Here is a 25,674-nt window from a genome sequence, read left to right as displayed (position 1 = left end):
CCCCCAAGGACATCGACCACGTCAACGCGCACGCCACGTCCACCTCGATCGGCGACGTCGCCGAGGCGAACGCCATCCGGTCCGCCGGTGTGGAGCACGCCGCGGTGTACGCACCGAAGTCGGCACTTGGACACTCCATCGGTGCCGTCGGCGCGCTGGAGTCCATCCTCACGGTGCTGGCGCTGCGCGACGGCGTCATCCCGCCGACGCTCAACTACGAGACGCCCGACCCCGAGATCGATCTCGATGTCGTAGCGGGTGAGCCTCGATACGGCGACTACCAGTACGCCATCAACAACTCGTTCGGTTTCGGTGGACACAATGTCGCCCTAGCCTTCGGGCGCTACTGAGCAGCCGATCCGCACTGAGAGGAAACGCAGCGTGACCCGGTCGTCGACGGGGAGCGGTCTCCCCAACGTGGTCGTCACTGGTTATGCCATGACGACCGCGTTGGCGACCGACGCCAACGGCACCTGGAAGCGTCTGCTGGACGGCGAGAGCGGCATCCGCACGCTGGATGACTACTTCGTCGAGCTGTACGACCTGCCCGTGCGCATCGGTGGTCACCTCCTCGAGGACTTCGAGAGCGAACTGACGTCTGACGAGCAGCGTCGCCTTTCCTACCTTCAGAAGATGGCAACCGTCGTCGGACGGCGGGCCTGGGAGAACGCCGGCTCGCCCGAGGTCGACACCCGGCGTCTGATGGTGTCGATCGGCACCGGTATCGGCAGTGCCGAGGAGTTGCTCTACAACTACGACAACATGCGCGAGAAGGGCGTCGGGGCCGTCTCACCGCTCGCGGTGCAGACGTACATGCCGAACTCACCCGCCGCCGTGGTCGCGCTGGAACGCCGGGCCGGGGCCGGCGTCGTCACGCCGATCTCGGCGTGTGCCTCGGGCAGCGAAGCCATCGCCCACGCGTGGCGCAACATCGTCCTCGGTGAGGCCGACGTCGCCATTTGTGGTGGTGTCGAGACCAGGATCGAGGCGGTGCCGATCGCAGGCTTCGCCCAGATGCGAATCGTGTTGTCCACCACCAACGAAGACCCGGCAGGTGCATGCCGGCCGTTCGACAAGGACCGCAACGGCTTCGTGTTCGGCGAAGGCGCCGGACTCATGGTCATCGAGACCGAGGAGCACGCCGTGGCCCGCGGCGCCAACATCCTGGCACGGCTGATGGGTGCCGCGGTGACCTCGGACGGGTACCACATCGTGGCGCCCGACCCGACCGGTGACCAAGCGGGACGTGCGATCACGCGAGCCGTCCAGCTCGCCGGCCTCGAACCAGGCGACATCGACTTCGTAAACGCGCACGCGACCGGAACGCAAGTCGGTGACGTGGCCGAGGGCAAGGCCATCAACAACGCACTCGGGAACAACCGGCCGGCGGTGTACGCACCGAAGTCGGCGCTGGGCCACTCCGTCGGCGCGGTCGGCGCGGTAGAGGCCATTCTGACCGTGCTGACGCTCCGGGACGGAGTCGTCCCACCCACGCTCAACCTGCGCAATCTCGACCCCGAGATCGATCTGGACGTGGTGTCCGGCGAAGCACGGCGCGGCACATACGAGTACGCAATCAACAATTCGTTCGGATTCGGCGGGCACAACGTAGCGATCGCCTTCGGGAAGAACTGAGACCTAGGAGATATACATGACGACGATGGCGACCGAAACCGTAGACGAATCAACCGACCCCCGCGATCCCCTGCTGCGCCTGCGCGCATTCTTCGACGACGACACCGTTGAACTGCTCCACGACCGCGACCGCTCCGGCGTGCTCGCGGCGTCCGGCGCGGTAAACGGCGTCCGCACCGTCGCGTTCTGCACCGACGGCACCGTCATGGGTGGTGCGATGGGCGTCGACGGCTGCCGGCACATCGTCAACGCCTACGACTTCGCCATCGAGGAGCAGAGTCCGATCATCGGCATCTGGCACTCCGGTGGTGCACGGCTGGCTGAGGGAGTGAAGGCCCTGCACGCCGTCGGCCTGGTCTTCGAGGCCATGATCCGGGCGTCGGGCTACGTCCCGCAGATCTCCGTGGTCGTCGGATTCGCCGCTGGCGGTGCCGCTTACGGGCCCGCACTCACCGACGTCGTCATCATGGCGCCCGAGGGCCGCGTGTTCGTCACCGGACCCGACATCGTCCGCAGCGTCACCGGCGAGGACGTCGACATGGCGTCCCTCGGTGGACCGGACACCCACCACAAGAAGTCCGGCGTGTGCCACATCGTCGCCGACGACGAGGCCGACGCCTATGAGCGGGGCCGCCGACTCGTCGGATTGTTCTCCCAGCAGGGACATTTCGATCGCACCAAGGCCGAGGCGGGCGATTCCGACCTCCGCGCGCTGCTCCCGGACTCGTCCCGTAGGGCCTACGACGTCCACCCGCTCATCTCGGCGCTGCTCGACGAGGAGACGCCGTTCGACGAGTTCCAGTCCAAGTGGGCGCCCTCGATGGTCGTCGGTCTCGGCCGGTTGGCCGGGCGGAGCGTCGGCGTACTCGCCAACAACCCGCTGCGCCTTGGCGGCTGCCTGAACTCTGAAAGTGCTGAGAAGGCCGCGCGTTTCGTTCGGCTGTGCGATGCGTTCGGCATTCCCATCGTCGTCATCGTCGACGTGCCCGGTTACCTGCCAGGCGTCGACCAGGAATGGGGTGGCGTCGTCCGCCGCGGCGCGAAGTTGCTGCACGCGTTCGGTGAGGCCACCGTCCCGCGCGTCACGCTGGTGACGCGGAAGATCTACGGCGGTGCGTACATCGCCATGAACTCCCGCTCGTTGGGTGCGACGAAGGTGTTCGCCTGGCCGAACGCCGAAGTGGCCGTGATGGGCGCGAAGCCTGCGGTCGGCATCCTGCACAAGCGCACCCTTGCCGCCGCTGCACCAGAGGACCGCGAGGCCCTGCACGATCAGTTGGCTGCCGAGCACGAGCGGATCGCTGGCGGCGTGGACAGCGCCATCGAAATCGGCGTGGTGGACGCGAAGATCGATCCCCCGCACACCCGCAGCGTGCTGACGCAGGCCCTGGCCGAGGCGCCTGCGCGCCGCGGCCGCCACAAGAACATCCCGCTGTAAGTCACTCCAGCGCAAAGGATCCCACGTCGATGGCCCCGGCCGGGCGGTAGGTGCCGATCACCACGCCGGTGGTCGACACCGTGCTGTCGATCAGCGTCAGGCCCTTCGGCACGACGCCGTCGGCGAACAGCCGCTTGCCAGGGCCGACGACCACGGGGAATACCCAGATTCGGTATTCGTCGATCAGGTCGTGGCGCATCAACGTCTGGATCAGATCGGCGCTGCCGTGCACCTGCAGTTCGGGGCCTTCGGTGTCCTTGAGCGCGGCGATCGCCGCGGGCACCTCTTCATCGAGGAGAACCGAGTTCGCCCATTCCAGGCGGGGACGGCTGCGCGAGGCCACGTACTTCGTCGCGTCGTTCAGCGGCTTCGCGGCGGGGTCCTCCGCACCGGCGTGCGGCCAATGGGCGGCGAAGATGTCGTAGGTCCGGCGGCCAAGGACCAGATCGAAGGGCACGCCCATCGTCCTGCCCATCACCTCGCCCATGTGATCGTCCCAGTAGTTGACCGACCAGCCACCGAGGGTGAATCCACCATCGGTGTCCTCGTCGGGTCCGCCGGGGGCCTGCATGACGCCGTCGAGGGTCAGGAACGTGTTCGCGATCAGTCTTCTCATATTCGATCAGACATGTCGCGGCGGCGAAACTCATCGGACTACGTCCGGGCGATGTCCGCCATGTTCGGTGCGAGCAGGTCTGCCAGCTGAGACCAGGGCACGACGATGGTCTCCGCCATGCCGAGACCAAACTGGTTGGGAGCGAAGTGAAGTTCCATGCCGTCGGGGGTGGGAGCCCAGTTGGCGAAGTTCTCGCGGGCGGGTGCGTTGCCTGGTGCGTCCGGCATCACGCCGTTCCAGCCGTTGACCTTCGGCAGGATCATCTTGGTCTGTTGAGACAGTCGCTTCAGCCCTGCTCGTTCGTCGCGGAAGACATCAGCGAGCGTGACGGGCCGGGCGGTTCGGCTGTCGATGACGACGGTCCCGGCCTCGCTCGACGGATGCGTCCCGAAGTAGAAGGCGCTGGTGATCACTTGAGCGATGACGACTCGGCGGAACGTCACCTGTCCGTTCGACTCGAACGTCCACGGCGTCGAGTCCGCCCTCGCGCCGGCTATCGCCCGGGCGAGCTGACCTCGGAGCACCGCCTGGCTGGCGTCGTTGAAGGCTCGGGTGACGGCTGCATTCCCGCCCACCAGTTGAACTCTCGAGGCCTTCCAGGTGCCGAGCCCGTCGGGTGAGAAGCCGTCGATCGACGTCGTCGTGACGCCGTAGGTCATGCGGTTGGATGTACCGGCCTCGGACGGTGGCGGATCCGCCGTCGCCGCTACGGACGAGATCGCCATCGCGGCCGACGACGATCTCTCAGCCGGATCCTGGGTCTCGGTGCAGGCCGCCAGTCCGAGCACGGCGACGAGAATGCCGATCGCCCGTAGTCCGCCGATCACCGCAAACCTCCCAGTCAGTGGATCAGTGTCGTGCGGCGAGGAACTCCGCGGCGACGTCGGCGACCTTGGCGCGGTCCGCGGCGACCAGACCGATGCGCGTGCGGCGGTCGAGGATGTCATCGACGGAGAGCGCCCCCTCGTGAGTCGTCGCGTACTCGAATTCCGCCCTGATGACGTCTATTCCTTCTGCCACCAAGGCGTTCGGACGTTCACAGGTCGAGCGCGCAACGACGTTGGGCGCCTCGGCACCATATCGCGCGACGAGCGACGACGGGAGGTCGACGCGCGGCGGGACTGCGGATACCGGGTTGGCGGGCGCCCCGACCAAGGGGAGGTTGCGGGTCCGGCACGCCGTGGCGGAGAGGCCGCGCAGCGGCACGGCCCGGTCCAGCACGTCCTCCGCCATGTAGCGGTATTCCGTGAGTTTTCCGCCGATGACGCTGAGGACGCCGTTCGTCGACTCCACCACGGCGTGTTCGCGTGAGACGTCCGCGGTCCTGCCTTCGCCGGTGTCGATCAACGGCCGCAGTCCGGCGTAAGCGCCGATGACGTCGTCGGGTCCCAGCGCCACGGCCAGTGCGGTGTTCACGGTGTCGAGCAGGAACGCCACCTCCCCCGGCGTCGGTTCTGGGACGTCGGGGATGGGCCCCGGTGCGTCTTCGTCGGTGAGGCCGAGGTAGACCCGCCCGAGCTGTTCGGGCATGGCGAACACGAAGCGGTTTGTCTCACCGGGGATCGGAACCGTCAGTGCGGCAACGGGATTGCCGAACAACGCGGCATCGAAGACCAGGTGGGTGCCGCGGCTTGGGCGCAGCCTGATCGACGGGTCGACGTCACCAGCCCAGACGCCGGTCGCATTGATCACCGCCAGGGCGGAGACGTCGATGGCTTCACCGGTCAGCTGATCGGTGAGCCGCACCGAGGTGCCGGTGGCCTCCGACGCGGCGACGCGGGTGAGGATTCGCGCGCCGTGCTGGGCAGCGGTGCGCGCGACGGCCACGACCAGCCGCGCGTCATCGATCAGCTGGCCGTCGTAGGCAAGGAGGGCGCCGTCGAGCCCGTCGCGGCGCACCGTCGGTACCAACTCCACGGCGCGGGCGGCGGCCACGCGACGCGACCTCGGCAGCGTCGACGCGGGCGTGCCCGCGAGCCTGCGCAGCCCGTCGCCCGCGGTGAAGCCGAACCGAACCAGCGCCCGCGAGGCGCCGTTCATCGAGGGCAGCAGCGGGACGAGTTGAGGCATTGCCTTGACGAGATGGGGGGCGTTGCGCGTCATCAGGATTCCGCGTTCGACGGCGCTGCGGCGAGCGATGCCCACGTTGCCGGTGGCCAGGTACCGAAGGCCGCCGTGGACCAGCTTCGAACTCCAGCGGCTGGTCCCGAAGGCCAGGTCGTGCTTCTCCACCAGCACGACCGACAGCCCGCGAGTCGCGGCGTCGAGCGCGATGCCCGCGCCCGTGATGCCCCCGCCGATGACGACGACGTCGACTTGCTCGCCATCCCCCAGTGCCGTCAGGTCGGCGGTGCGACGAGCGGCGTTCAGGGCGGTGGATGGGGTTGCGGCGGTCATGACTTGAGGTATCCGTTCAGTGCCAGGGCCAACTCGGTGACCAGGTCCTCGGCGGGCAGGATCGCATCGACCATTTGTGCGGACAGGATCGTCGATTGCGTGATCAGCAGGCTCATCGCGGCGAGTTGTCTGGCTTCGCCGGTGCGCACGCTGCCTTCGTCTTGCGCGGATTTGATCTCGCCGGCAACGGTGTCGAGGAGGATCTGCTGGCTGGTGCCGAGCCGTTCTGAAAGGTAGAACATCGCCAGGTCGGGGGCCTGATGCAGGACGGACATGACGACGTCATCGCGGCGCACCAATTGGGCGACCCCGACGATGCGGTCGACGAGCGGTCCGCGCCCGACGCCTGCGCTGGGTACCGCGTCGAGGGCATGAGTGATCCGCTTGGTCAGCAGGGCGGCGAGGATCGACCGGGTGTCGGGAAAACGGCGGTACACCGTCGGTCTGCTGATCGCAGCGCGGCGGGCGATCTCGGCGAGGGTGACCCGGTCGACGCCGAAGGCGAGCACGCAGTCGGCGGCCGCGTCGAGGATGCGGTCCTCCACCGAGATCGGCCGTTCTTCGTTACTGATTGACATGATCTGTAATACTGTAACGCATGATCCGATCGGACGACCAGTCATTGCCCCCCATGAAGTGGAACGCATGGGGCGACCCAGCGGCGGCCAAACCGCTCTCCGAAGGAATCCGGGCACTTCTCGTCCAAGCCCTCGGCGTCGAGGCCACCCCGGGGTCCGAGCCCGAAGCCGATCAGGTTCGCCTGCGCCCGTCGGCATTGTCAGCCGAGGACCGCGAGGCATTGGTGGCCATCGTCGGCGACGCTCACTGCATCTCCGACGACTACGGCAGGCTGCTGCGGGCCGGCGGCAAGTCCACTCTGGACCTGCTGCAGCGCAAGGATTCCGGTGAACAGGATGCGCCCGACGCGGTACTGCTGCCCGCCGACGAGGACGAGATCGCCAAGATACTGAAGCACTGTGCGCAGCACGGCATCGCGGTGGTCCCGTTCGGTGGGGGCACCAGCGTGGTCGGCGGTCTCGATCCGATCCGAGGCGACTTCACGGCCGTGGTGTCGCTCGATCTGCGCCGCCTCGACGAGTTGCACGGCATCGACGAAGTCTCCGGGGAAGCCGATCTCGGTGCCGGAGTCACGGGTCCAGACGCCGAGAAACTGCTTGCCGCGCATGGCTTCTCGCTCGGTCACTTCCCGCAGAGCTTTCAGTTCGCCACCATCGGCGGCTTCGCGGCGACCCGCTCGTCCGGCCAGGACTCTGCGGGGTACGGCCGATTCGACGACATGGTCCGCGGGCTGCGCGCCGTCACACCGGCGGGCATCCTCGACCTCGGGCGTGCGCCCGCCTCCGCCGCGGGACCGGACCTCCGGCAGCTCATCGTCGGCTCCGAAGGCGTATTCGGCGTGATCACCCGGGTGCGGGTGCGGGTGCACCCCGTTCCGGAGACGACGCGCTACGAAGCGTGGTCCTTCCCCGACTTCGCCACCGGCGCAGCAGCGCTGCGGGCCGTCGTCCAGAACGGAACCGGCCCCACCGTGATCCGGTTGTCCGACGAGGCGGAGACGGGCGTCAACCTCGCGACCACCGAGACCATCGGTGAGCAGAGCGTCACCGGCGGATGCCTGGCCATCACGGCGTTCGAGGGCACGGCCGCACACGTCGAGAGCAGGCATGCCGAAACACGGGCGGTGCTGGAGGCGCACGGCGGAACGTCCCTTGGCGACGGCCCTGCGACGGCCTGGGAACACGGCCGGTTCAACGCGCCGTATCTCCGCGATTCGCTGTTGGCGGCAGGCGCCTTGTGCGAGACGTTGGAGACGGCGACGAATTGGTCCAACTTGCCCGTGCTGAAAGCCGCCGTCACCGAGGCTCTCACGACGGCGTTGGGTGAAACCGGCACTCCGGCACTGGTGTTGTGTCACATTTCCCATGTGTATCCGACCGGCGCCTCGTTGTACTTCACCGTCGTGGCAGGCCAACGGGGCAATCCGATCGAGCAGTGGCGCACGGCCAAGGCCGCCGCGTCCGATGCGATGGTCCGCAACGGCGGCACCATCACCCATCACCATGCCGTGGGCGCCGACCACCGGCCGTGGATGCGCGACGAGATCGGCGATCTCGGCGTCGAAGTGCTCCGCGCCGTGAAGGCGGTGCTCGATCCCGCGGGAATCCTCAACCCGGGCAAGCTGATCCCGTGACCGTCGGCCGGATCACGGTCCTGACGAATCCGGCGTCGGGGCACGGCGGCGCGACAACCACCGCCGCGCGCGCGATCGCACAGTTCCACCGACGTGGCATCGACGTCGTGGCCATCGCGGGCACCGACGCCGAGCATGCGCGCCGGCTCGTCGAGGGCGCCCTGGAACGCGGGATGGATGCGCTGGTCGTCGTCGGCGGTGATGGGATCATCGCGCTCGCGTTGCAGGTGCTCGCCAAGACCGACATCCCGCTGGGCATCATCCCTGCGGGTACCGGCAACGACCACGCCCGCGAATTCGGCATCCCCACAAGGGATCCCGAGGCCGCGGCAGACGTCGTCGTCGACGGCCATGTCGAGACGGTCGACCTCGGCCGCATCCGCGGCGCCGACGGCACCGACCGCTGGTTCGGCACCGTGATGGCGGCCGGTTTCGACTCGCTGGTGACCGACCGAACCAACCGGATGCGGTGGCCGCACGGTCGGATGCGCTACAACGTCGCGATGGTCGCCGAGCTTTCCAAGCTGAGGCTGCTGCCGTTCCGGTTGACGTTCGACGGCCAGGAGCTGGTCACCGACCTGACGTTGGCGGCGTTCGGCAACACCCGCAGCTATGGCGGCGGCATGCTGATCTGCCCGGACGCCGACCATGCCGACGGCATGCTCGACGCGACGATGGTCCAGTCCGCGTCGCGAGCCAAGCTGATCCGCCTGTTCCCCACCGTCTTCAAGGGCACGCACGTCGACCTCGACCAGGTGCGGACGGCGAGGGCGAAGGTCATCACCGTCGACTCACCCGGCATCAATGCCTACGCCGACGGGGAGTTCGTCTGCCCGCTGCCGGTCGAGGTGTCGGCTGTTCCTGGAGCGCTACGAATTCTCCGGCCCGCGTGACTCACCCCGCGACACATAAACCGTGGCGACGACACGCCGTAAAACGCCGCGACCACTTATGCCTCGCGAACTGGGCCCGCGACCTTGCACCCCTCGCAGGTCGGCTAGCCGACTCCGCGGTTCAGCCAGGTGACTTCGCCCGTGTCGCCGCCACCGCGGTACGCCTCGAGAGCGTCATCCCACGCGGTGCCGAGCACCGTGTCCATTTCGGCGGCCATGGCGTCGGCGCCCGAGGCCATGAGTCCGCGTAGGCGCATCTCCCCGACCATCACGTCGCCGTTGGCGCTCATCACACCGCTCCACAGGCCGAGCTGCGGGGTGTGGCACCAACGATGACCGTCGACACCCTCGCTCGGGTCTTCGGTGACCTCGAAACGAAGCACCGACCACGACCGCAGCGCGTTCGCCAGGGCAGCACCGGTGCCGACGGGACCCACCCAATTGGTGACAGCACGAAGCTGTCCAGGCATCGCCGGTTGCGGCGTCCACTTGAGGTTCGCCCTCGCCGACAGGGTCGACGAAAGCGCCCACTCCACGTGTGGACATACCGCCGCGGGCGAGGCGTGGACGTACACCACACCGGTGGCCGTATCGGCGAACTGGTTCGATACACGCATCATCTGCTCCTTCGGCTCCAAAAGGGACGTCTTCCCCGACGACCTGGTGATAGCCAAAAAGATGCAGTTGTTTCGTGCGTGTCTATTGTGCCCTGTGGGGCAGGCGTTGCGCTAGTGTGTCCCGAATTCTCTCAGTACTCCATCAGACAGGGCTGGCCACACCGGGTGGGCCCAGTCGCCGAAATCTCGGTCCGTGAGCGCGACCAAGGCCAGGTCAGCGGCCGGATCCACCCAGATGAACGTGCCTGACTGACCGAAGTGGCCGAACGTGTCACCGCCGTTCAGCGAGCCCGTCCAGTGCGGCGACTTACCGTCGCGGATCTCGAAGCCCAACCCCCAGTCGTTCGGCCGCTGGGAGCCGTAACCAGGCAAGACGCCTGAGAGGCCGGGGAACTGCACCGAGATGGCGTCGGCGTGCATCTGCGGCGACACCAACCCCGGCCGCAACAGATCGGCGGCAAATAGCGCCAGGTCAGCCACCGTCGACTCACCTCCGAAACCGGCAGCAGCGGCACCGCCCGCCAGCGCTGACGCACCCATGCCGAGGGGTTCGAACACCGCTTCGGCCAGGTACCGGTCGAACGGGATCTCCGATGCCTCCTCGAGTACGCCGGCGAGCACCCCGAAGCCCTCGTTCGAGTAGATGCGCCGCTTTCCCGGTTCGGCCATCACGTCGGCCGACCGCATCGACAGCCCAGAGGCGTGCGCGAGCAGGTGGCGCACGGTCGAGCCGGGCGGTCCGGCCGGAGTGTCGAGTTCGACGACGCCCTCCTCCACCGCCACCTGGGCTGCCCGGGCAACCAGCGGCTTCGTCACCGACGCGAGCGCGAACCTGCGCCGGGTGTCGCCGAATTCCGCGAGCACTCCGGACGGTCCGATCACCGCCGCTGCGGCGGAAGGGACCGGCCAGTCGGCGATGACTTCGAGAGCGGACACCGTCGCACCATATCGGTGACCGCGGCCGCTATGAGTTGGCGACGACCTCGAGCATGTGATCCATGACCTGGCTGTGTTCGACCTGGGGACTGAACAGGATCACTTCGGCGTCCTGCGCCACCCGGACGCTGTGGCCAGGCTGCCAATAGAAGAGATCGTCGCCCTGACAGGTTTCCGTGGCACCGTCGGTGTAGGTGATCACTACCTCGCCGGACACCATGTAACCCCAGTGCGGCGCATGACAGGCATCGTCGGTCAGACCCTTCAGCAACGGCGCGATGTCGGTCCCCGCAGCCAACGAGAAGTACTCCGCGCCAAGCGATCCGTAGCCCGAGGCGTCGCCGAAGTCGATGGCTTGGCGGGCCCTCGCACCGGGTAGGTCGATCTTCGTCGGGATGTCGTTCTTGGCGATGTGCATCGGCTTCTGCTCTCATCGAGTCAGCCAACGGGCAATCCGTTGTCCACACTCTGCGCTCGCGAGCCTGGTGAGCGTCAGAAAATCGCGAAATGTTTGGCGCGGTCGCCGATGGACGTCACACCAGCTGAAGTGATCGCTTCGCCAAACCCATCCAGAAGCCATCGACCACCTGCCTCGGCACCTGTTCGGCGTCTTGGGACGCGCCGAGTGCCACGAACAACGGCGCGAAGTGCTCGATTGTCGGATGGGCGTAGGGCATCCCGGGCGCCTTGGCCCTGAAGTCGAGTAGCGAGTCCAGGTCGCCCGCGGCGAAACGCTCTGCCGCCCACGCGTCGAACTCCCGCGACCAGCCCGGGGCGTCGGCGTCCGGGGTTGGGTCGGTGAGGAACGGCAGGCCGTGCGTGGTGAATCCCGAACCGATGATCAGTACGCCCTCCTCGCGCAACGGCCGTAGCCGCGCCCCGAGTTCCAATAGTCGCTGCGGGTCGAGCGTCGGCATCGACACCTGTAGCACCGGGATCGACGCGTCCGGATACATCACGGTGAGTGGCACGTACGCGCCGTGGTCGAGCCTGCGGTCCTGGTCGTGTGCGACGGTCTCGCCGTCGGGCATCAGCGCCTCCACCCGCTTGGCCAGATCCGGTGCTCCCGGGGCGTCATAGGTGACGTCGTAGAAGCGCTGGGGGAATCCCCAGAAGTCGTACGTGAGTGGGGTTTCCGTGGTGGTTGAGCCAATGGTGAGTGGGGCCGCCTCCCAATGCGCGGACACCACCAGGATCGCCTCGGGGCGGGGTAGCTCCGCCGACCACGCCTTCAACTCACCCACCCACGTTTCGTCGTCGACGAGCGGCGGTGCGCCGTGGGACAGAAACAGGGCGGGGATCACCGATCAAGCTTCCCACCCCGGCCGCTAAGTTGTACTCCATGAGCCAGACGGTGCGCGGTGTGATTTCTCGGAGCAAGAAGCAGCCTGTCGAGTTGGTCGACATCGTGATTCCCGACCCCGGCCCCGGCGAGGTGGTGGTCGACATCATCGCCTGCGGGGTGTGCCACACCGACCTGACCTACCGCGAGGGCGGCATCAACGACGAGTACCCGTTCCTGCTCGGCCACGAAGCCTCAGGCACCGTGGAAGCCATTGGCGACGGCGTCACCAACGTCACCGTCGGCGACTTCGTCATTCTGAACTGGCGCGCCGTGTGCGGGCAGTGTCGCGCCTGCAAACGCGGCCGCCCGCAGTACTGCTTCGACACTCACAACGCCACTCAGAAGATGACGCTGACCGATGGCACCGAACTCACCCCGGCATTGGGCGTGGGTGCCTTCGCCGACAAGACCCTGGTCCATCAAGGTCAGTGCACGAAGGTCGATCCCGAGGCCGACCCCGCCGTCGCCGGACTGCTCGGCTGTGGCGTGATGGCCGGCATCGGCGCGGCGATCAACACCGGCAACGTCAGCCGCAACGACACCGTCGCGGTCATCGGCTGCGGCGGCGTCGGGGACGCCGCCATCGCCGGCGCAGCGCTCGTCGGGGCCAAGCAGATCATCGCCGTGGACATGGACAACCAAAAACTGGACTGGGCGCGCGAATTCGGCGCTACCCACACCATCAACGCCGGCGAGTTCGACGTCGTGCAAACCATCCAGGACCTCACCGACGGCAACGGCGCCGACGTCGTCATCGACGCCGTCGGGCGCCCCGAAACCTGGAAGCAGGCCTTCTACGCTCGCGACCTGGCCGGCACCGTCGTCCTGGTCGGCGTGCCGACCCCGGACATGAAACTCGAGATGCCGCTGGTCGACTTCTTCTCCCGCGGCGGGTCCCTGAAGTCCTCCTGGTACGGCGACTGCCTCCCCGAACGCGACTTCCCGACCCTGATCAGCCTCTACCGCCAAGGCCGCCTGCCACTGGAGAAGTTCGTCTCCGAGCGCATCGGGCTCGACGACATCGAAGAGGCCTTCCACAAGATGCACACCGGTGAAGTGCTTCGCTCGGTCGTGATCCTGTAATGACGAACAACGTCGAGCGCCTCGTCACCAGCGGCACCTTCGAACTCGACGGCGGCAGCTGGGACGTCGACAACAACATCTGGATCGTGGGAGACGGCTCAAAGAACGGAGACGTCGTGGTCTTCGACGCCGCCCACACCGCGCAACCCATCATCGACGCCGTCGCCGGCCGCAACGTCGTCGCCGTGGTCTGCACCCACGGCCACAACGACCACGTCACCGTCGCCCCCGAACTCGGCAAGGCGCTCGACGCCCCCGTCCTGCTGCATCCCGCCGACGACGTGCTGTGGCGAATGACCCACCCCGACGACGACTTCCACGGCGTGCAAGACGGACAAGTGCTGCACGCCGGTGCCCTCGAACTTCGTGCCCTGCATACCCCGGGGCACTCGCCGGGCTCGGTCTGCTGGTACGCCCCCGACCTCGGCGCGGTCTTCAGCGGCGACACGCTGTTCAGCGGCGGACCCGGCGCGACGGGACGGTCCTACTCCGACTTCCCCACCATCCTCGAATCCATCTCAGGACGCCTTGGCACCCTGCCCGGCCCCACCGTCGTCTACACCGGCCACGGCGACACCACCACGATTGGCGACGAGATCGTCAACTACGACGACTGGGTCAAACGCGGCAGCTAGAGCCCGTCGAGCACCCGCTTCTTCTCGGCCGCGTACTCGTCTTCGGTCAGTGCGCCCGAATCACGCAGTCGGGCAAGCGTGTTGAGTGTCTGAACGCGGATGCCCTCGTCGGACGGCGTGAAGGTGCCGGCTGGTTGGGTGAGCTGCGTTGGCACCGAGGTGGGGGTCCAGGTCGGCGCGGGCATCGGCGACGGCACGACGTCGCGTCGCCCGATCCTGGCCGCCCAGATCCGCACGACGATCAGGTCGATGACGGCGAAGCCGAAGATCGCGGCGAGGATCCATGGCAGATTTCCGTAGCTGCTGCCGTGCCCGAACGCGAGCGTCGGGTTGAGGTATGCGCTGACATTGCCGTCCAAACCGATTTCGTAGCTGCCCGCGGTCGGAACGTGGAGGTAGCCGATCCGGACGCGCGCATCGTTGTTCACCGTCGTCGTGCTGCCGTAGTCCTCGGTGAGCTGTGCGTCGACGCCACCCGGCCCCGTGATGCGGTACTTCAGGGGCGGCACGGGCAGCCCGCTACCGCCGCCGCCGACGAGGATCGTGTGAAAGGTCACGGTCACGTCGCCAGCGGGTAGCTCCAGGCTGGCATTTCCGGGGATGGAGACCTCGCCGTACGCGGCGTACTCGTCGAGCACGAAGGCGTTGAGGATCAACGTGACCACGAACCCAATCGCTGCGGCGACCATCGTGAAGACGGCGACGATGGTCAGGATCCGGGGAACTGTCCGGCTCTTCATGGACCGCAGTTTCTCACGTTGACGCCTCAGACGGGCTACGGTTTGCGGTATGCCCGAATCGAGTGTCGTGGTGCGGCCGGAGCCGATGGACAGCGGCTCCTATACTGCGGCTTCGCGGCTGCAGGCGGCCGGATTGCGGCGGGCGATAACGCTTTTCGAAAAGGCCGCCGAGGTGGTGCCGCTCCCCCGGTCGCCGCGGCCCGTGGTGATCGCCGACTACGGAGCAGCCAGCGGACACAACTCGCTGCTGCCCATCAGCGCGGCGATCGCCGTGCTGCGCAAGCGGACCCGTCCCGAGCACTCGGTGCTGGTGACGCACACCGATGTACCGGAGAACGACTTCACCGAACTGTTCCGCACCCTGAGCGACGACCCCGACACGTATCTGAAGAAGGACCACAAGTCCTTCGCATCCGCAGTCGGGCGGTCGTTCTACTCCCAGATCCTGCCGTCGAATAGCGTGAACCTGGCGTGGTCGGCGTGGTCGATCCAGTGGCTGGCCCGCACGCCGATGCCGGTACCCGATCACGTCCTGGTGGCGCACAGTCGTGACGAGGAGGTGCACGCCGCCTACGCCAGGCAGGCCGCGTACGACTGGCACGAGTTCGTCGCGTTCCGTGGTCGTGAACTGAGCCCCGGTGGACGTCTGGTGGTGATGACGATGGCGGTCGGCGAGGACGGTGACTTCGGCTATCGGCCTCTGCTGGACGCCATCTCGGAGACACTGACCGACCTGGTGGCGCGGGACGTCCTGACCGAAGACGAACTGCAGGGGATGACGATTCCGATCGTCGGGCGCCGTGCCCGCGACTTCCTGTCGCCCTTTGCACCATCGGGCACCTTCGAGAAGTTGACCGTGGAACATCTCGAGGTCTTCGACGCCGAGGACCGGTTCTGGGCGCAGTACCTGATCGACGGGAAGGCCGATGAACTGGGCGCCAAATGGGCGGCGTTCCTGCGCACCTCGGCGTTCCCGACGCTGGCCGCCGCGCTGCCGGCCGACCGCCGCGCCGCTTTCCTCGACGGACTCAGCAGCGGCATCGCCGGGCTGTTGGCCGCCGCACCGGCGGAGGTGCGAATTCCCTTGGCGCTGGTCGTCATCGAGAAGAAGCAACGCATTCACCACTGACCGGGGGCTCTTGCGAGCGGAGCGTGACAGTCTGTGGCCAGATTCCGTTGATGCCTGGCAGTCTGGCCACTGGTTGGATGTCGCGTCCGCGGTCACGATGGTCGGTATGCATGCGCAATTGGTGTTGTTCGACGGGTTCGACCCCCTCGACGTGATCGCCCCGTTCGAGGTACTCACCGCAGGGAGCGACGAGGTCGGCGGCGAACTCGAGGTCGAGTTGGTCTCGGCCGAGGGACCGCGGCCGGTCGTCAGTGGCACCCGCGGTCTGATACTGAACGCGACGGCAACCCTGGACCCGGCGAAGCCGGGTTACGTCATCGTGCCTGGGGCATCCGGCCCCACCGACGGCGACCCCGACGAGGTGGACACGATCCCCGTTCTGCTCGCCAGATTCGGCGAGACTGCCGCCATCGGTTTGATGCGCCAGGCATTTGCGAACCCCGACGTCACGGTTGCCACCGTCTGCGGCGGTTCGCTCGCGCTGGCGATGGCGGGCCTGATCGAGGGCCGCAACGCCGTCACCCATCACCTCGGCATGGACGTATTGGACGCCACCGGCGTCAATGCCGTCGCCGCCCGGGTGGTCGACGACGGCGACCTGGTCACCGCGGGAGGAGTCACGTCCGGACTCGACCTGGCACTGCACCTCTTATACCGCGACTACGGACCGCGGGTCGCGCTCGCGGTCGAGGCACTGTTCGCCTACGAGCGCCGCGGCACGGTATGGACTGCGACGAGCGGTCGCGCGAAGAGACGTGAAGATGCTTGAGGGCACCTGGGACGTCACCATCAAGACACCGATCGGATCCCTGGCGGTGACGTACACGTTCACCGAATCCGATGGCGCACCAAGCGGTTCGGCCACCCTACGTGGCGACACCGTGCCGCTGCGCGAACTGGCCGTCGACGGGTGCCACGCGGTGTGGAAGCAGGCGGTCACCAAGCCGATGCGACTCAACCTCGACTTCGACGTCGTCATCGACGGCGATGCGATGTCGGGCCATTCCCGCGCCGGGCGACTACCCCGGTCGGCGGTGACGGGGATGCGTCGTCGTCAGGGCGCCATCTCGTAGGCACCGTCGTAGGCCCTTACGCGTTCCCACACCCGGTCGAAGCGTTCGGCGTCCGGCACCGGCTTGCGGATCGCTCCGAGCGCCCAGTCCTGCTGCGCCGCCGTCGACGTCGGTTTGCCTTGCAGCGCAACGGCATAGGTATTGAAGTCGTTGATCTGGAATGCGAAGATCTGATCGACGATGTCGTCGTCGAGCCCGGTCAGAGCCGCCTGCTCGAGGATCAGCTGGCCGTAGACGATCAACGAGAACAGATGCCCGACGTTGAGCAGGAAGTCGAGATCCTTCGCCTGGCCGGCGTCGGGAGCGGCCGTCACCAGCAGCTCCCTGAACGCCTGTGCCTGCTCGTAGAACCGGGCCACGTTGGGGATCGCCGTGTGTCGCTCGTACACCTGGGTCCAGTCGGCGAACTGGATCGCACCCGCACCGCGGGTGGGGCCCTGGTTCCAGAAGAAGGTGTCGTCGGCGGCGTCGTTCCGGGTCGGAATCTGCGGGTATTCCTTCGGATTGAGCATGTAGTTCGGCATGAACTTCAGCACCAGCCCGACGTTGACGTGCACCGTGCCCTCCAACCGCGGCAGGCAGCCGATGAGCTGAGCCACCTCGCGGAACATGGTGTTCTTCTCGTAGCCCTTGGCCGCGACGACGTCGTGCAATGACCGCATGACCGTCTCGCCCTCCATCGTGACCTTGGCCTTGGTCATCGGGTTGAACAGGAGGTAGCGCCGATCCTCCAGGCTGGCGCTGCGGAAGTAGTCGATCGCGCGTCGACTGAAGGCCTTCATCGCGATCATCCGCGAGTAGGCGTCGACGAAGTTGGCCCTGACGTGACCGAAGTCCGTCACCGGGTTGCCGTACAGAATGCGGTTCTGGGCGTGGGTGATCGCCTCGTAGAAGGCGTGCTCGGTCATCCCGATCGATGCGGAGCACAGATTGAACTTGCCGACGTTCACCGTATTCAGCGCCGCGGCAAAGGCTTCCACGCCGCTGTGCAAGATGTCCTCGGCCCGCACGGGGTAGTTCTCCAGGCGGAACGTGCTGACGTAGATCTGCATGTGCACGACGTTGTCGATCAGGTGGTAGCTTTCGTGGCTGCTGTCGGCCGCGAAGAAGACGTACCCGTCCTGACCCGCCACGTCGTCGCGCCTGCCGAACACCGACACCAGGCTCGCCACGTTGCCGTTGCCGATGTAGTACTTCTCCCCCGATGCGCGATAGAGGATCCCGTTGGCCCGGTCCTCCTCGCTCGCCGGCGTCAGGACCATGTCGGTGCTGTAGACGTCGGCGCCGTGCTCGCGCTCGGACAATCCGAAGGCCATCACCTCGCCCGCTTCGAGATCGTCGGCGGCCCTGAGCTTGGCGTCCTTGTTCTCGCTCTGCCACACCGGCCCGAGACCGAGGATGGTGACCTGTTCGGTGTACCAGTAGGTCAGCCCGTAGAAGCCGAGGATCTCGGCGAGCGCCGCGTTGCGGGCCCCGTCCCACCGCTTGTCCGGGTTGCCGTCGGCGAACTCCGACGGCGTCAGGAAGGTGGCGAACACCTTCTCGCGCTTGACGAACTCGACGAACTCGGCGGGCCACTGCGCCTTCAGATCGTCGTCGAGGATGCGCTTCTTGCCTTGCCCTTCGAAGAAGTCGATCGTGGCGCGCAGAAGTCTGCGGGTCTCGACGTCGAATTCCTGCGGGTCGTAGCCATTGGGATCGAAGAGCAAACCGTCCGTGGTGCGGCGGGCTGGAGCGGAGCGACCGTGGGAAGAAGGCTCAGTCATGACCGCGAGCCTAGGGCGACGGGGGTTGGATCGGTGCCGGAACGAACGGCAGACCCGGGATGGTCTGGTACGGCAGCGTCGGGATGAGCGGTGGCTGCGTCGTCGGGGACGGGGGTGGCTCCGTCACCGTCACGGGCGGGGGTTCCGTCGTCGGCGGCGGTGGTGGTGGGGCCTCGGTCGAGGGCGGCGGCGGCGGTTCCTCCGTCACCGTCACGGGCGGCGGTGACGGTGCCTGCTCGTAGATCGTCCGGTCCGGTGCCTGCGTGACCGGCGGTGCCTCCGATGACGGCTGCAGAACCTGCGACGTCGGCGGCTCCGTCGTGGTCGTGATCGTCGACGACGGTGCCGGCGACGAGGGTCCCGGCGACTCGTCATTGCGCAGCAGGTACAGGGCGACTGCACCGATGGCCAACAGCACCGCGACCACGACGGCGACGAGAATCCCGGCCGGCCCGCGGTACCACGGCGCCGGGGCCTCGTCCGCTAGTGCGTCGGGCTCGTGGTCGGCGAACGCGATCTGCGGCCTGGGGTCGTACGCCTCATAGCCGGGATCGGGTTCTGCGGGGACGGGCTCGGGAAGGTCCTCGGCATCCGACCATGCCAACGCCCTGAACGTCGACGACGCCGGTGCTCCCGGATCGACCGGAGGCAGCGGGACGACGGGGGCGACGGCGGCGGGCGCCATCGAAGTGGCGCCGTCGGGTACCAGACCGCGAATCGCCTTCAGGCCGCCGCCGATCGCGGCGGCCAACTCGGGCCGCGGCGACGTGATGACGGGGACCCGTAGGTGTTCCGAGAGCGACGTGACGAGGATCGGAAGACGTGCACCGCCACCGACCGCCGCTACGGCGACGAGGTCACCCTGGCGAATTCCGCTGCGCTGCAGGGTGTCCTGAAGTACTCCGATGAATCCGTCGAGTGGCTCGCGGATCGCGTCGTCGAGTTCGGTGCGGGTGACCCTCACCTCGGCGCGATTCCCAGGCAGCTCGACGGCCAACGATGTCACCGCCGATGTGGACAGGCGTTCCTTGGCTGCCCGGCACTGACCCCGCAGTCGGCTCAGGGAGCCGATCGCCGACGTCGACGACAAATCCACCGAACCCGAGGTCGCCAGATCGCCGACCACCCGGCTCAGAAGGGCCTGATCGACGAGGTCGCCGGAGAAGTCCGGGTACCGGATCGTCGGGCCGATCGGCTGGAACCCGTTGGCGGCGTCGGCCAAGGTGATGCTGGCGCCGGTCCCACCCACGTCGCAGAGGGCGATGATGCCCTTCGCAGGCACGCCAGGGTCGTCCTGCAGGGCGGTGAGCGACGCAGCGGCGTCGGAGGTCAGCAGCATCCCGTCGAGCGCGCCGCGCAGCGCCTCGACGGCCGACGGACTCCAGTGTGCCGGATGCGTGACCCCCACCGGGCCGTCGGGCGGTCGATCGCCCGTCAACGCGTTGACCAGCGACCGCAACGCCTCGGCGACCAAGGTTTCGGCGCGATGCGACGAGCCGTCACTGGCGACGATGGGCACCGGATCACCGACGCGGTCCACGAAGTCGGTGATGATCAACCCTGGTTCGTCGAGCCTGGGGTTTTCGCTGGGTACACCGACCTCCGACGGCCGGTGCGGGTAGCGCGTCAGTACCGGCGATCGGGTCACCGCGGACCGGCCGACGACCACCGCACGCAAAGCGGTAGCGCCGACCGAGAGTCCTATTCCGTCTGCCACATCAACGAATTGTGCCCTGCCCAGCTATCAGGGGTAGATCCAGAGGGGTCACCCAGCCCGGCGGGAGGTCGTTGACGGCGGGCACGGCGTTGAGCGCGCGCAGTCCGGTGGCCAGACAGCCGGCCGCCGCGGCGTCGCGTCCCGAACCATCGGTGAACCGGAACGCGGTCTCCTGGAAGATGCTCGGGGTGCCTTCGATGTCGACTCGGTAGACGTCGTTCTCGGTGCCCGCCGGCCAGTCCGGTGCGGCGTCGAGCCCGATCCGGTTGACGTGCTCGAGCTGAATGCGGGTCTCGCCCCGGTAGACGCCGTTGATGGTGAATCGGACGGCGGCGACGTTGCCGGGCGCGATGATGCCCTTGACCGTCTTTCTTTCGTCGGGCGTGACCCACTTGTCCCAGGTGGTGGTGATCTCGTCGAGCTCGATGCCCGCGGCATGCGCGATCATCGGAACCGTTGCGCCCCAGGCGAAGATGAGGATGTCCGGCGTCTCAAGCAGGGGCCGGTGCTCCGGCGGTTTGCCGATGCCCATCTCGAACTCGTAGTCACCCTCGTAGTTGGTGTAGTCGAGCAGTTCGGACGCCCGCACCGTGCGGATCTCCGAGCACAGCCCCATCAGCGTCATCGGGAACAGGTCGTTGGCGAAGCCGGGGTCGATGCCCGTGGTGAAGCACGATGACTGGCCGACTTCGCACGCCTCGGTGATCGGCTGAATCCAGTTCGGCGGGTTGAGGTGCATCGCGGGCCACACCCACGGCGTCATCGACGTCGAACACACGTCGATGCCCGCCCGCAAGAACCGCGTGAGAAGCGCGATGTTGTCGTCGGCGTGCGCGGCGGTGGGCCCGTAGTGGACCACCGCGTCGGGCGCCAGGGCGATGAGCGCGTCGACGTCGTCGGTGGCAGTCACGCCGATCGGAGCACCGAGCCCGCAAATCTCGCCGACGTCGCGGCCCACTTTCTCGGGATTGCTCACCCCGACGCCGACGAGGTCGAAGGCCGGATGCTTGACGATCTCGGCGATCACCATCCTGCCGACGAAACCCGTACCCCAGACCACGACTCGCTTGCTCATGTACCGCCCTTCAGCTCGATCAACGCGTGATTCTGGCGGGCGCTCAGCGGCAGCGCTTCAGGCCTCCGGGGTCGCAGTAGAGGGGGTACTGCTGGACCGGAATGGGCAGCGGCCGCGCGAACGCCAACGCGAACGACGAGACGACGATCTTCGGGCCGACTTGGCCGTCGCACACGATGTTGTTGCTCACCGAACGCGTTCCGGTCATCGAGACGTCGTCGAACTCGTAGGTCTCCTGAATGGGCGCCGGGTCGCCGTTGGGGCACGTCATGCCGTCCTTGACGCTGGTGGAGAACATCCACTGCCCGCCGGTGAGGCGGGCGTCACCGCCTCTGACCGCCGCCGAGGACGGCGCGACGTGCAGGCGGCACGCCACCGGAAGCTCTAGGTTGTCCCGCAGGTCCCCCACGGTCGGGACGCAGCTCGGGTAGATGGTCCACTCGGCGTGGACGTCGCCCTGGGTGTAGGTGTAGGTGCCCTCCATCACCTGATCCGCGTTCGCGGGACCTGCGAATCCGAGTGCTGAACCCGTCAGGACTGCGGCGACGGCGAGCAGCCGGGCGATCGTCATGCCCCGAGTATCGCAGTGCCATCGGCTGGAAGTCACGGGTTTGCCCGACGCGGCGGCGCGGGACGGTGGGTGCCGTGAGAAGGTCGCCTGATGACTGCTCTGGACGGCAAGGTCGCGTTGATCACGGGAACGTCGGCGGGTCTCGGCGCCGCCACCGCAAGGCTGTTCGGGGAGCGGGGTGCCTCGGTCTTCGGGATCGCCCGCGACGCCGACCGCATGGCCGAGGTCTTCGCCGACGTGCCGGGCGGTAAGTACGCGTCGGTGGACATCACCACCCCTGCCGCGTGCAAGCAGGCGGTGGCCGATTGCGTCGCCGCGTTCGGCAGGCTCGACGTGATGGTGAACGTCGCTGGCTTCCACAAGATGCGCCATACGGCGGACCTATCCGACGAGGACTGGGAGCGCGACCTCGCCGTCAATCTGCACGGGCCGTTCTATCTGTGCCGTGCGGCGCTGCCCCACCTGCTGGAAACGGGCGGCAACATCGTCAACGTCGCCTCGGTCGCTGGAGTCGAGGGCGAGACTTACTCGGCCGGCTACTGCGCGGCCAAACATGGGCTGGTGGGGTTGACCCGCGCCTTGGCCGTCGAGTTCACCAAAGAGAAGCTGCGCGTCAACGTGGTGTGCCCTGGCGGCATGCCGACGGCGCAAGCCACCGAGTTCGAAGCGCCCGAGGGGGCCGACTGGGATCTCATCCTGCGCACCGCCTCGCCGCGCGGGTTCATGGAGACCGCCGACGTCGCCAAGGTGATCGCCTTCCTGGCCAGTGACGACGCCGCAGCGGTCCACGGTGCGGTGTACCGGGTCGACAACGGCAAGGGCGCGGGCTGACCAACGTCGTCGCCGAGCGTTCACCGAGGCGATGTGCGCAGCGAGTGCGCCGGGCACGCCTAGCTGCCACAATCGCGCGGTGACCGACGCCGTGAATTCAGCTGCTGCAGAAGCCTCCCACCTCCGCTCCGGACTGGACCCCGCCGATCTCCGGGAGGCGATCACCGATCACCTGCGGTACTCGATCGGCCGCCCGGCGGCGGCCCTGCGGCCGGACCACTACTACCGCGCGCTCGCGCTGGCGGTGCGCGACCGCATGCAGGACAACCGGGAGGCGTCCACGCAGCAATCTCTGGACCAGGGCGCGAAGGTCACGTGCTATCTGTCGGCCGAATTCCTGATGGGGCCACAGCTCGGCAACAACATCCTGAACCTCCAGATCGAGGACGCGGCGCGCACGGCACTGGAGTCACTCGGGCAGAACTACGACGAGGTGCTGGCCTGCGAGCCGGAGCCTGGCCTCGGCAACGGTGGTCTTGGCAGGCTCGCCGCGTGTTACCTCGATTCGCTGGCCACACTCGAGCGACCGGCGATCGGCTACGGCATCCGCTACGAGTTCGGCATCTTCAAGCAGGAGTTCTCCGACGGTTGGCAGGTCGAGCTGACCGACAACTGGCTGGCGAATGGAAATCCTTGGGAGATCGCCAAACCCGACGTGAACTACCTCGTCAACTGGGGCGGACACACCGAGCACTACATCGACGACGCCGGTGCGGACCGCATCCGATGGGTGCCCAAGCAGGTAATCAAGGGCGTCGCCTATGACACCCCGATCCAGGGCTACGGCGTGCACACCTGCAACACCCTCACACTGTGGAGCGCCCGCGCCGTCGAGTCCTTTGCGCTGGACGCCTTCAACACCGGCGACTACTACAAGGCGGTCGAATCCGAGGTCACCTCCGAGACGGTCACCAAGGTGCTGTACCCGAACGACGAGCCCGAGGCGGGCAAGCGACTCCGCCTGCTGCAGCAGTACTTCTTCGTGTCGTGCTCGCTGCAACACGTCGTGCACATCATGGACGACCTGGCCGACGTGTCACTGCACGAGCTCCCCCAGCGATTCGCGTTGCAGCTCAACGACACTCATCCGTCCATCGGCGTCGCCGAGTTGATGCGGATCCTCGTCGACGAGCGTCGGCTCGGCTGGGACGAGGCCTGGGCGATCACCGTGGCCACCTTCGGCTACACCAACCACACCCTGCTGCCCGAGGCCCTGGAGAAGTGGCCGTTGGGCCTGTTCGGCGAGTCCTTGCCGCGGCACCTGGAGATCATCTACGAGATCAACAGTCGCTTCCTCGACGAGGTGCGGGCGAAGTTCCCTGGCGACGTCGAGCGGGTCCGGCGGATGTCGCTGATCGGCGAGGACGGCGGCCAGACCGTCAAGATGGCCTACCTCGCCACGGTCGGCAGCCACGCGATCAACGGCGTCGCCGCCCTGCATTCGGACCTGCTCAAGGCCAGCGTGCTCAAGGACTTCTACGAGCTGTGGCCCGAGCGCTTCTCGAACAAGACCAACGGTGTCACGCCCCGGCGCTTCCTGGCCCTGTCCAACCCGGGCCTTCGCGGGCTCCTCGACAGCACGATCGGCGACGGCTGGTTGACCGACCTCGACCGGCTGCGCGGACTCGAGGCTTACGTCGACGACCCCGCATTCCGGCAGAAGTGGCGTGATGTCAAGCGCGCCAACAAGTCTCGGCTGGCTGACTTCCTCAACACCACGACGGGCGTGGAGTTGGACCCCACCTGGATGTTCGACATCCAGGTCAAGCGCATCCACGAGTACAAGCGCCAGCACCTGTCCGTACTGCACATCATCAGGCAGTACTTCCGGCTGAAGATGGATCCCACGCTGGAGATCGCGCCGCGCGCGTACGTCTTCGGCGGCAAGGCCGCACCCGGCTACTTCATGGCCAAGCGCATCATCAAGCTGATCAACGCCGTCGGCGACACGGTCAACCACGACCTCGACGTCAACAAGTTCATGAAGGTCGTGTTCGTTCCGAACTTCAATGTCCAGAACGCGCATCTCATCTACCCGGCGGCGAATCTGTCGGAGCAGATCTCGACCGCGGGCAAGGAGGCGTCGGGCACCGGGAACATGAAGTTCATGCTCAACGGCGCCCTGACCATCGGCACGCTGGACGGCGCCAACGTCGAGATCCGCGAGGAAGCGGGACCGGAGAACTTCTTCCTCTTCGGGCTGACCGAGTCCGAGGTCGAACAGGTCAAGCGGGACGGGTACCGCCCGTCTGACTACGTCGATGACAACGACGAATTGAAGGCCGTCCTTGGCCTGATCTCATCCGGGCAGTTCTCCCACGGCGACACCGAGGTATTCCGTCCGCTGGTGGACAACCTGACCAACGACGATCCGTTCCTGGTGTTGGCGGACTACGCGGCGTACGTGGAGTGCCAGGACAAGGTGGCTGCGGCATGGCAGGACAGGGATACCTGGTCGCGGATGTCGATCCTCAACAGCGCCCGCAGCGGAAAGTTCTCGTCCGATCGGGCCATCAGGCAGTACTGCGACGACATCTGGAACGTCGGGCCGGTGACCGTCGAGGTCTGACCGTCACGGGGCAGGCGTCGCCTGGGGTAGTGGATCAGTTGCCTGGCGTAGCGTCGGCCGCCGCCTGAACCAAGGTGGCCGCGGGACCTGCCACGCCTAGCCGGCCTGCTACGAAATCAGCTGCCTGATCGGCCATTCCGTTGGACTTGTACGAGCTGTGGGCGGAGCGATCCAGGCCACCGGGGAAGCACACCGGATCACCGGTGGCGCACATCTGAATGGTCTTCGCCGCGTACTGGTCGCCGATGGTGATCGTCGGGGCACCGCGATCGACCAGCCCCAGGAACCAGTCGTCCGGCGTGCCGAACAACGCGACGGCTGCGACGTGGGAGGCGACCGAAGCGGGCATCGGTCCGGAGATGCTGGCAGGCAGCGCGAATCCTGCGGGCACGGCAC

The 25,674-nt window shown here is 67.1% G+C and carries 25 protein-coding genes and 1 pseudogene; 12 read left to right on the top strand and 14 right to left on the bottom strand.

The genetic code is table 11. The features are described from left to right. The 3 genes and pseudogenes from QOD90_RS05180 to QOD90_RS05170 all read left to right on the top strand — a co-directional run. Positions 1–350 (top strand): annotated as a pseudogene (locus QOD90_RS05180) (beta-ketoacyl-ACP synthase); the annotation flags it as partial. Between the two features lie 31 nt (positions 351–381). After that, the gene (kasB, locus tag QOD90_RS05175; protein ID WP_526347333.1) at positions 382–1,635 is read left to right on the top strand and encodes a 3-oxoacyl-ACP synthase KasB; all 1,254 of its coding nucleotides are present in this window, start codon (positions 382–384) and stop codon (positions 1,633–1,635) included. Positions 1,636–1,651: 16 nt separating this feature from the next. Continuing rightward, on the top strand, positions 1,652–3,073 hold the full coding sequence (locus QOD90_RS05170; RefSeq protein WP_526347331.1) for an acyl-CoA carboxylase subunit beta: 1,422 nt from the start codon (positions 1,652–1,654) through the stop codon (positions 3,071–3,073). 1 nt (position 3,074) lies between these two features. On the opposite strand, the gene QOD90_RS05165 is transcribed toward QOD90_RS05170, so the two are convergent. From QOD90_RS05165 to QOD90_RS05150, 4 genes are read right to left on the bottom strand one after another with little or no spacing between them, the layout of a single operon-like run. Then, positions 3,075–3,689, bottom strand: coding sequence for a dihydrofolate reductase family protein (locus QOD90_RS05165; RefSeq protein WP_526347329.1), 615 nt, complete (start codon positions 3,687–3,689; stop codon positions 3,075–3,077). 38 nt (positions 3,690–3,727) lie between these two features. After that, positions 3,728–4,516, bottom strand: a complete 789-nt coding sequence (locus QOD90_RS05160) for a DUF3298 domain-containing protein (protein WP_526347327.1) — start codon at positions 4,514–4,516, stop codon at positions 3,728–3,730. Between the two features lie 22 nt (positions 4,517–4,538). Then, positions 4,539–6,086: a glycerol-3-phosphate dehydrogenase/oxidase gene (locus QOD90_RS05155; protein ID WP_526347325.1), complete on the bottom strand. Its 1,548-nt coding sequence runs from the start codon at positions 6,084–6,086 to the stop codon at positions 4,539–4,541. Next, positions 6,083–6,667, bottom strand: coding sequence for a TetR/AcrR family transcriptional regulator (locus QOD90_RS05150; protein WP_526347343.1), 585 nt, complete (start codon positions 6,665–6,667; stop codon positions 6,083–6,085). The genes QOD90_RS05155 and QOD90_RS05150 overlap by 4 nt, the downstream gene beginning before the upstream one ends. Before the next feature lie 50 nt (positions 6,668–6,717). Here QOD90_RS05150 and QOD90_RS05145 point away from each other — a divergent pair, with 50 nt between their 5' ends. Further along, entirely contained in the window at positions 6,718–8,298 is a 1,581-nt protein-coding gene (locus QOD90_RS05145; RefSeq protein WP_526347341.1) for an FAD-binding oxidoreductase, read from the top strand. Then, positions 8,295–9,191: a diacylglycerol kinase gene (locus QOD90_RS05140; protein ID WP_526347323.1), complete on the top strand. Its 897-nt coding sequence runs from the start codon at positions 8,295–8,297 to the stop codon at positions 9,189–9,191. Before QOD90_RS05145 ends, QOD90_RS05140 begins: the two co-directional genes overlap by 4 nt. Before the next feature lie 104 nt (positions 9,192–9,295). On the opposite strand, the gene QOD90_RS05135 is transcribed toward QOD90_RS05140, so the two are convergent. The 4 genes from QOD90_RS05135 to QOD90_RS05120 form a co-directional block, all read right to left on the bottom strand. Then, on the bottom strand, positions 9,296–9,808 hold the full coding sequence (locus QOD90_RS05135; RefSeq protein ID WP_526347339.1) for a DUF3145 family protein: 513 nt from the start codon (positions 9,806–9,808) through the stop codon (positions 9,296–9,298). Between the two features lie 111 nt (positions 9,809–9,919). After that, positions 9,920–10,744 carry a serine hydrolase domain-containing protein gene (locus tag QOD90_RS05130; protein WP_526347321.1) on the bottom strand — a complete coding sequence of 275 codons (825 nt, stop codon included), beginning with the start codon at positions 10,742–10,744 and terminating at the stop codon, positions 9,920–9,922. Between the two features lie 28 nt (positions 10,745–10,772). After that, positions 10,773–11,162: a cupin domain-containing protein gene (locus QOD90_RS05125; RefSeq protein ID WP_526347319.1), complete on the bottom strand. Its 390-nt coding sequence runs from the start codon at positions 11,160–11,162 to the stop codon at positions 10,773–10,775. Between the two features lie 115 nt (positions 11,163–11,277). Next, complete coding sequence (locus tag QOD90_RS05120; RefSeq protein ID WP_526347337.1) at positions 11,278–12,045, bottom strand: dioxygenase family protein; 768 nt, start codon at positions 12,043–12,045, stop codon at positions 11,278–11,280. A 41-nt stretch (positions 12,046–12,086) separates the two neighbouring features. Between QOD90_RS05120 and QOD90_RS05115 the strand changes: the two genes are divergently transcribed. Next, positions 12,087–13,172 carry an S-(hydroxymethyl)mycothiol dehydrogenase gene (locus tag QOD90_RS05115; RefSeq protein ID WP_526347317.1) on the top strand — a complete coding sequence of 362 codons (1,086 nt, stop codon included), beginning with the start codon at positions 12,087–12,089 and terminating at the stop codon, positions 13,170–13,172. After that, entirely contained in the window at positions 13,172–13,807 is a 636-nt protein-coding gene (locus QOD90_RS05110; protein WP_526347315.1) for an MBL fold metallo-hydrolase, read from the top strand. The genes QOD90_RS05115 and QOD90_RS05110 overlap by 1 nt, the downstream gene beginning before the upstream one ends. Here QOD90_RS05110 and QOD90_RS05105 read toward each other — a convergent pair. After that, entirely contained in the window at positions 13,804–14,547 is a 744-nt protein-coding gene (locus tag QOD90_RS05105) for an SHOCT domain-containing protein (RefSeq protein WP_526347313.1), read from the bottom strand. The genes QOD90_RS05110 and QOD90_RS05105 overlap by 4 nt on opposite strands. 49 nt (positions 14,548–14,596) lie before the next feature. On the opposite strand from QOD90_RS05105, the gene QOD90_RS05100 reads away from it, so the two are divergent. The 3 genes from QOD90_RS05100 to QOD90_RS05090 all read left to right on the top strand — a co-directional run bounded on the left by QOD90_RS05100 (position 14,597) and on the right by QOD90_RS05090 (position 16,749). Beyond that, the gene (locus tag QOD90_RS05100; RefSeq protein WP_526347311.1) at positions 14,597–15,676 is read left to right on the top strand and encodes a class I SAM-dependent methyltransferase; all 1,080 of its coding nucleotides are present in this window, start codon (positions 14,597–14,599) and stop codon (positions 15,674–15,676) included. Between the two features lie 106 nt (positions 15,677–15,782). Beyond that, positions 15,783–16,445 carry a DJ-1/PfpI family protein gene (locus tag QOD90_RS05095; RefSeq protein WP_526347309.1) on the top strand — a complete coding sequence of 221 codons (663 nt, stop codon included), beginning with the start codon at positions 15,783–15,785 and terminating at the stop codon, positions 16,443–16,445. Continuing rightward, a complete protein-coding gene (locus QOD90_RS05090) occupies positions 16,438–16,749 on the top strand; it encodes a hypothetical protein (protein WP_526347335.1) in 312 nt (103 codons plus the stop codon). Before QOD90_RS05095 ends, QOD90_RS05090 begins: the two co-directional genes overlap by 8 nt. Here the strand turns inward: QOD90_RS05090 and QOD90_RS05085 are convergent. Genes QOD90_RS05085 through QOD90_RS05070 form a run of 4 tightly spaced genes read right to left on the bottom strand, consistent with a single transcriptional unit; the run spans position 16,731 to position 21,878 of the window. Beyond that, positions 16,731–18,515, bottom strand: coding sequence for an acyl-CoA dehydrogenase family protein (locus tag QOD90_RS05085; RefSeq protein ID WP_526347307.1), 1,785 nt, complete (start codon positions 18,513–18,515; stop codon positions 16,731–16,733). The two genes, QOD90_RS05090 and QOD90_RS05085, sit on opposite strands and share 19 nt — an antisense overlap. A 10-nt stretch (positions 18,516–18,525) precedes the next feature. Then, a complete protein-coding gene (locus QOD90_RS05080) occupies positions 18,526–20,232 on the bottom strand; it encodes an Hsp70 family protein (RefSeq protein WP_526347305.1) in 1,707 nt (568 codons plus the stop codon). Position 20,233: 1 nt separating this feature from the next. After that, positions 20,234–21,307, bottom strand: a complete 1,074-nt coding sequence (locus QOD90_RS05075; protein WP_526347303.1) for an NAD(P)H-dependent amine dehydrogenase family protein — start codon at positions 21,305–21,307, stop codon at positions 20,234–20,236. Between the two features lie 43 nt (positions 21,308–21,350). Then, on the bottom strand, positions 21,351–21,878 hold the full coding sequence (locus QOD90_RS05070) for a hypothetical protein (RefSeq protein WP_526347301.1): 528 nt from the start codon (positions 21,876–21,878) through the stop codon (positions 21,351–21,353). A 90-nt stretch (positions 21,879–21,968) separates the two neighbouring features. Between QOD90_RS05070 and QOD90_RS05065 the strand changes: the two genes are divergently transcribed. Continuing rightward, complete coding sequence (locus QOD90_RS05065; RefSeq protein WP_526347299.1) at positions 21,969–22,709, top strand: SDR family NAD(P)-dependent oxidoreductase; 741 nt, start codon at positions 21,969–21,971, stop codon at positions 22,707–22,709. A gap of 79 nt (positions 22,710–22,788) precedes the next feature. Next, the gene (locus QOD90_RS05060) at positions 22,789–25,278 is read left to right on the top strand and encodes a glycogen/starch/alpha-glucan phosphorylase (protein ID WP_526347297.1); all 2,490 of its coding nucleotides are present in this window, start codon (positions 22,789–22,791) and stop codon (positions 25,276–25,278) included. 34 nt (positions 25,279–25,312) lie between these two features. Here QOD90_RS05060 and QOD90_RS05055 read toward each other — a convergent pair. Next, on the bottom strand, positions 25,313–25,674 hold a 362-nt coding region (locus QOD90_RS05055; RefSeq protein WP_526347295.1), incomplete at its 5' end, for a cutinase family protein.

Origin of the sequence: Mycobacterium sp. (assembly GCF_032161845.1) — a bacterium.
Classification (GTDB): Bacteria; Actinomycetota; Actinomycetes; order Mycobacteriales; family Mycobacteriaceae; genus Mycobacterium.
This window is presented reverse-complemented; position numbering and strand designations above follow the sequence as displayed.

What these genes read in the sequence shown, in the direction of transcription:
- QOD90_RS05170 (WP_526347331.1), top strand. Translation starts at nt 1,652, where the DNA reads ATGACGACGATGGCGACCGAAACCGTAGACGAATCAACCGACCCCCGC.
- QOD90_RS05165 (WP_526347329.1), bottom strand. Translation starts at nt 3,689, where the DNA reads ATGAGAAGACTGATCGCGAACACGTTCCTGACCCTCGACGGCGTCATG.
- QOD90_RS05155 (WP_526347325.1), bottom strand. Translation starts at nt 6,086, where the DNA reads ATGACCGCCGCAACCCCATCCACCGCCCTGAACGCCGCTCGTCGCACC.
- QOD90_RS05145 (WP_526347341.1), top strand. Translation starts at nt 6,718, where the DNA reads ATGAAGTGGAACGCATGGGGCGACCCAGCGGCGGCCAAACCGCTCTCC.
- QOD90_RS05135 (WP_526347339.1), bottom strand. Translation starts at nt 9,808, where the DNA reads ATGCGTGTATCGAACCAGTTCGCCGATACGGCCACCGGTGTGGTGTAC.
- QOD90_RS05125 (WP_526347319.1), bottom strand. Translation starts at nt 11,162, where the DNA reads ATGCACATCGCCAAGAACGACATCCCGACGAAGATCGACCTACCCGGT.
- QOD90_RS05115 (WP_526347317.1), top strand. Translation starts at nt 12,087, where the DNA reads ATGAGCCAGACGGTGCGCGGTGTGATTTCTCGGAGCAAGAAGCAGCCT.
- QOD90_RS05110 (WP_526347315.1), top strand. Translation starts at nt 13,172, where the DNA reads ATGACGAACAACGTCGAGCGCCTCGTCACCAGCGGCACCTTCGAACTC.
- QOD90_RS05105 (WP_526347313.1), bottom strand. Translation starts at nt 14,547, where the DNA reads ATGAAGAGCCGGACAGTTCCCCGGATCCTGACCATCGTCGCCGTCTTC.
- QOD90_RS05100 (WP_526347311.1), top strand. Translation starts at nt 14,597, where the DNA reads ATGCCCGAATCGAGTGTCGTGGTGCGGCCGGAGCCGATGGACAGCGGC.
- QOD90_RS05095 (WP_526347309.1), top strand. Translation starts at nt 15,783, where the DNA reads ATGCATGCGCAATTGGTGTTGTTCGACGGGTTCGACCCCCTCGACGTG.
- QOD90_RS05090 (WP_526347335.1), top strand. Translation starts at nt 16,438, where the DNA reads ATGCTTGAGGGCACCTGGGACGTCACCATCAAGACACCGATCGGATCC.
- QOD90_RS05085 (WP_526347307.1), bottom strand. Translation starts at nt 18,515, where the DNA reads ATGACTGAGCCTTCTTCCCACGGTCGCTCCGCTCCAGCCCGCCGCACC.
- QOD90_RS05075 (WP_526347303.1), bottom strand. Translation starts at nt 21,307, where the DNA reads ATGAGCAAGCGAGTCGTGGTCTGGGGTACGGGTTTCGTCGGCAGGATG.
- QOD90_RS05070 (WP_526347301.1), bottom strand. Translation starts at nt 21,878, where the DNA reads ATGACGATCGCCCGGCTGCTCGCCGTCGCCGCAGTCCTGACGGGTTCA.
- QOD90_RS05065 (WP_526347299.1), top strand. Translation starts at nt 21,969, where the DNA reads ATGACTGCTCTGGACGGCAAGGTCGCGTTGATCACGGGAACGTCGGCG.